Origin of the sequence: Gluconobacter sp. (assembly GCF_047723935.1) — a bacterium.
In the GTDB taxonomy this organism is placed as follows: domain Bacteria; phylum Pseudomonadota; class Alphaproteobacteria; order Acetobacterales; family Acetobacteraceae; genus Gluconobacter.
This window is the reverse complement of the sequence record NZ_JBDOBO010000125.1, coordinates 1-4,359: the sequence shown is the minus strand read 5'-3', so window position 1 is coordinate 4,359 and position 4,359 is coordinate 1. Positions and strand designations below refer to the sequence as shown.

General features: G+C 53.5%; 4 protein-coding genes and 1 pseudogene. 2 read left to right on the top strand and 3 right to left on the bottom strand.

Annotation, left to right across the window (positions count from 1 at the left end):
- Positions 1-607 (top strand): transposase (locus tag ABF979_RS16470; protein ID WP_415560761.1); only part of this gene is annotated, 607 nt, incomplete at its 5' end.
- 192 nt (positions 608-799) lie between these two features.
- Here the strand turns inward: ABF979_RS16470 and ABF979_RS16465 are convergent.
- Together ABF979_RS16465 and ABF979_RS16460 are read right to left on the bottom strand one after the other, a co-directional pair.
- On the bottom strand, positions 800-1,312 hold the full coding sequence (locus ABF979_RS16465; protein WP_415554274.1) for a helix-turn-helix transcriptional regulator: 513 nt from the start codon (positions 1,310-1,312) through the stop codon (positions 800-802).
- Between the two features lie 146 nt (positions 1,313-1,458).
- Positions 1,459-3,372, bottom strand: coding sequence for a Hint domain-containing protein (locus tag ABF979_RS16460; protein ID WP_415554275.1), 1,914 nt, complete (start codon positions 3,370-3,372; stop codon positions 1,459-1,461).
- A gap of 414 nt (positions 3,373-3,786) precedes the next feature.
- On the opposite strand from ABF979_RS16460, the gene ABF979_RS16455 reads away from it, so the two are divergent.
- Positions 3,787-4,074, top strand: a complete 288-nt coding sequence (locus tag ABF979_RS16455) for a hypothetical protein (protein WP_415554276.1) — start codon at positions 3,787-3,789, stop codon at positions 4,072-4,074.
- A gap of 72 nt (positions 4,075-4,146) precedes the next feature.
- Here the strand turns inward: ABF979_RS16455 and ABF979_RS16450 are convergent.
- Positions 4,147-4,359: pseudogene (locus ABF979_RS16450) on the bottom strand (hypothetical protein); the annotation flags it as partial.

Genomic DNA, 4,359 nt, shown 5'->3' with positions numbered 1-4,359 from the left:
AGAGAAAGCCGATCTTCGGGAAGGACGTATTCCTGAAGACTGGCAGGACAAACCCGCAAAGCTGTCCCATAAAGATCGTCATGCGCGATGGACACTGAAGTTCACGAAGGCGAAGCGGCAGGATGATGGAACCATGCCATCCAGCGATCTCGCCATCCCGTTCTTTGGCTATAAATCGCATGTTTCCATCGATCGGAAATACCGGTTCATCCGGAAATGGAAAACAACGCATGCCGCCGCCAGTGATGGCGCGCGATTGAGAGAGGGGCTGCTGGATAAAACCAATACAGCCTCAAGTGTCTGGGCTGACACGGCCTACCGCTCAAAAGCCAATGAAGACTTCATGGAAAAGCAGGGCTTTGTCTCCAAGGTTCATCGCAAAAAGCCGCATCTCAAGCCTATGCCCCGGCATATCCAGAAATCGAATGCAGGAAAATCCATTATCCGGTCGCGTGTCGAGCATGTCTTTGCCGATCAGAAATCACAGACGGGGCTGTTTGTCCGGACTGTCGGTATCAGCCGAGCCACCATGAGGATCGGGCTGGCCAATATCGTCTACAACATGCGCCGCTTCCTCTTCCTCGAAAGATTGAACGCGAGCGCATAGCCATCCAGCGGAGGACAACTTCCAATCTGCTCAAAACGCAGACCGGAGGCCATCGCAAAAACCGTCAATCAAATCGCCAAAACCCAGAAATTACCTGCCAAGCACATCAATCAGGGGTTCTTCGATCCCTCCAGGTGCCCTCTCGTCGCTTTCATCATCCCAGCACGACGGAGCTCCAGATTTTAATACACCTCAGCCCCTCGTTCGTCTTTCGGCATATTTCTGGACATCGAGTTTCTGCTCTGTTGACAGGCGTCTGTAAAGATCGATGAGATCACGCTCGTCGGATGACAGCTCCATAATGGCGGTCTGCTCCACCATTCCTCCGAGAAACAGCTCCACGGGTACCTGGAAAAGTTTTGCGAGCTTCGGCAGGTGCTTGTTGGCACTGCTGGTGCGGCCCGTTTCCAGGGCCGCAATTGCCGAACGGCTGAGACCTACGGCTTTCGCAAGATCGGCCTGACTCATACCATGAGCTCTACGGAGGGTAGCGACCTTTTTGGCCAGTTCGATGGCCGGTGCAGCTTTGGCGTCAGTCTGTCCCGTGAGGGTCGCCCCGGTCTCGCGGATCCAACGCCGAAACAGAGATTGACTGACGACGTACTCCTCGGTTCTGCATGACGCGGCATCGTGATGAGATAATGGGGGAATGAGGGTGTAAGCAATCATGCCTTCTGGCAGATCAGCGACCAGGCGTTTGGGCATTTGGTCATTGTCCGGCGTCCATACCTGCCCGGGCTGTAAAAGAGTACGTATTGCCATGGAGCCTCAGATAAAAGAAAACCCCGCGCCTGAAAAGGACGCAGGGTTTTCTGTCTTATATCAGTCTGACTCTGAAGACGACCTGGATGTCAGGCTGTCTTTACGGACTGGATGTCGGCTGCATCAGAAGCGAGATAGGGACCGGCCTTTTTGATCTGGATGGCGAGAAGGGCGACGCTGTTGGGGTGACGCTCGCCGAGTGGCAGCAGGGCATTGCCTGAGGTCCAGCGCGTGTCTTCCCATTCCAGAGTGTTCCAGCCATCCAGTTCCTTCTCGGTCAGATGGGCTGTGACGGCATGGTTCCGCCCGGCTTCGAACAGCGTGATGTCACCGACCGCGACACCGAAATAGCGACGGTCATCGACGAAGGGTCCAATGACATCGCTGGGACGGCTGGCATTGGAGACGATCCGCACGGACCTCACGCCTGTCGGAAGCATGAAGACGACGCTTCCATTATGTTCGCGCGCCTGACGGATCACGGCACCTGTGTCGGTCACGAGATGAAGGTTGACGTCATCGGTCAGTTCGAGCGCGCTCTCTTTCTGTGCGATGCCCGCTGCCTCCGCACGAGCTTCGGCCTGGCGGAACAGGGGCTCTGCGAATTCACGGCTGACCCCAAGCGGTGCCGCTGCATCGTCCCAGGTCAGGTTGCGGGACGGCGTAAAGGCCACGACGCTGCCTTCCTGGCGGAAGGTGTGGCGGTTGCCGGTGTCGAGATAGCTCTCCGTCAGCATGCCATCTGCGGTGATGACAGAATGCTGCTCGGTCTCGACATGATAGTAATCGTAGGAGGTGATGGACTTGTCGTAGAAAATCGACCGGCCGTTGACGAGCATGCGGGCCGGGACAAACTTCCCGTCGAAGAACAGGCTGTGCTCCGCCGTGATCAGCATGTCCTTGTAGGGAACACCAGCAGAGATCGCATCTTTCAGAATGCGGATCGGATAGCCAGACATATCGTCAGGCACACCGTGACGCACGTTGACGTGTGTCTTGCCTACCCAAACGACCGGACGGACAATATCCTGACCGCTCTTCCAGTCGAACGCAATGACCTCGTCGCCAAGCTTGATGTCTTCAACCGCAACATCACCCTCGGGCGTGCTGATCATGCTGCCAGAAAGAAAACAGGCCCCAATATAGGTATTGCCGTTGCTGTAAGTAATTTGCAGAGGATTTGTTGAAAGGCTGGAGGAATTGACAGAGTTATTATAAGTTCCAAGAGGAACTTTTGCTCCGTCTGCAATGGTTACTGTGTATGTTGCAGCTTGGTTCCCGCTATTGTCAATCAGGGTAATTGTGCGAGTATCCCCGCTTGGGTCTCCCGAAATGATATATCCGGAAACAGGCGCCTCCGTATTCTGGATCTCGATTGTATCTTTGGCGGGATCATAGCCAGTAATCGTTGTTCCTGACAGATTAAGGAATACACCGCCACCATTCAGAACAAGCGTACCCCCGCCGGTTGTGAAATTGACATTCGTTCCCTGGAGCAGGCTGATCAGCTGCGTATTGCCGTTATATGTACCGCCATAACCAATATTGATGGTGGAACCGCTCAGAGCACCTGCGACCAGACCACCTGAGAATGAAGCCGTTCCACCGTACACATCGACAGTAATCGCGGTCGCAGCATTGACCACGAAATTAATGTCTGTTGTACCGCCAATTGTAAATACTGGAGCAGACAAAGCCGAGATAACAATATCAATGGTACCCGAGGATCCGGGAACGGAAACCCAATTACCACCAATTACAGAAAGTAGACTGCCATTGGTTGCATCTGTTCCTGTCTGAATGTGACTTAAAAGTAAGCCATTTGGCACTCCGGTAAGAGTTTCAATAGGATTGCCACTGGCGTCCGTGATGGTAACATTGGAATTGCCCCAAAGATTAGGGCTGCTGACGACCCACGTTGTTTCAACGATCTTGTTGCCCTTGGCATCCAGAATGGGATTACCCTGTGCGTCCAGCTCGTACGTGTAATAAGTCTTACTCATGTCTCTTCTCCAAAATTTCAGTTCAATTCATTTCACTAGACATACGTAAGCGCATGTTCGCGCTAGAAGTCAACAGGTTGTTATAAAATAAGTAGCCAATCAGAGTCGTCTAGTTGGACCCACCTTTGGCTGGGAGATCACGGCCGTTCTGATGCTGGATTTTTCCGACCACGCGCATTACGTAATAAACTATACGTGCGGGTTCGGGACGCTGGCTCTGAGGGTACATCTGCCACCTTCGGTGACGACGCGGTTGGGGGTCAGAGATTTCGACAGAAACTCGCTGGAGGCAGCAGGATCGTGAGAGTAGCGCGCAAACAATACAGAGTCAGAGCAAGCCGTGTGTGTCGCCTCTGATCGAATATGAAATCTTCATTGCTGGCCTTCCAAGCATAGATAAGGACAGCGCAGATTATGAACCGCCCCAAGATTGCCGAGACCGGTCTGGATAAATTACGAAGCCATGAAGATAGACTCCATAGTGGCGTAGAACTGTTGCTCGGCCTCAGCCGGCATGATGTTGCCGATCGCCTCAAGGATGCTGCGGTTATTGAACCGGTCTACCTCTTCGATGGTGGCATATTCCATCGACGAACGCAGTCATTTCCGAACGAGGCGATCGAGCTCACTTTTGGCGAAACATGCCGAAGCTTTTCACGGGATTTCATTCGCCTGGCGCAGATTACGCACTTCACGCTCTAACGCCTTGAGCCGATCGGGAATCTCGGCTGGAACGCCCGCCCGCATGCCGGTTTCGACCTTAATCTTTTTGACTCATTCGTTCAGGGTTTGGACGGAGCAGCCAATTGTGCCGGCAATCGACACCATCGCTGTCCAGCGCGACGGGTACTCGTCCTCATGCTCCAGAACCAGTTGCAACGCACGAGCACGGACCTCAGAAGAAAACTTCTTCACAGAATTGCCCATCAGACCTGGAGGGTTCGAAAAACCCGCTGGTTTTGAAACCAGCTCTGTGATTCCATTCGT

Coding starts and splice junctions, on each gene's coding strand:
- ABF979_RS16465 (WP_415554274.1), bottom strand. CDS start 1,312: ATGCCCAAACGCCTGGTCGCTGATCTGCCAGAAGGCATGATTGCTTAC.
- ABF979_RS16460 (WP_415554275.1), bottom strand. CDS start 3,372: ATGAGTAAGACTTATTACACGTACGAGCTGGACGCACAGGGTAATCCC.
- ABF979_RS16455 (WP_415554276.1), top strand. CDS start 3,787: ATGAACCGCCCCAAGATTGCCGAGACCGGTCTGGATAAATTACGAAGC.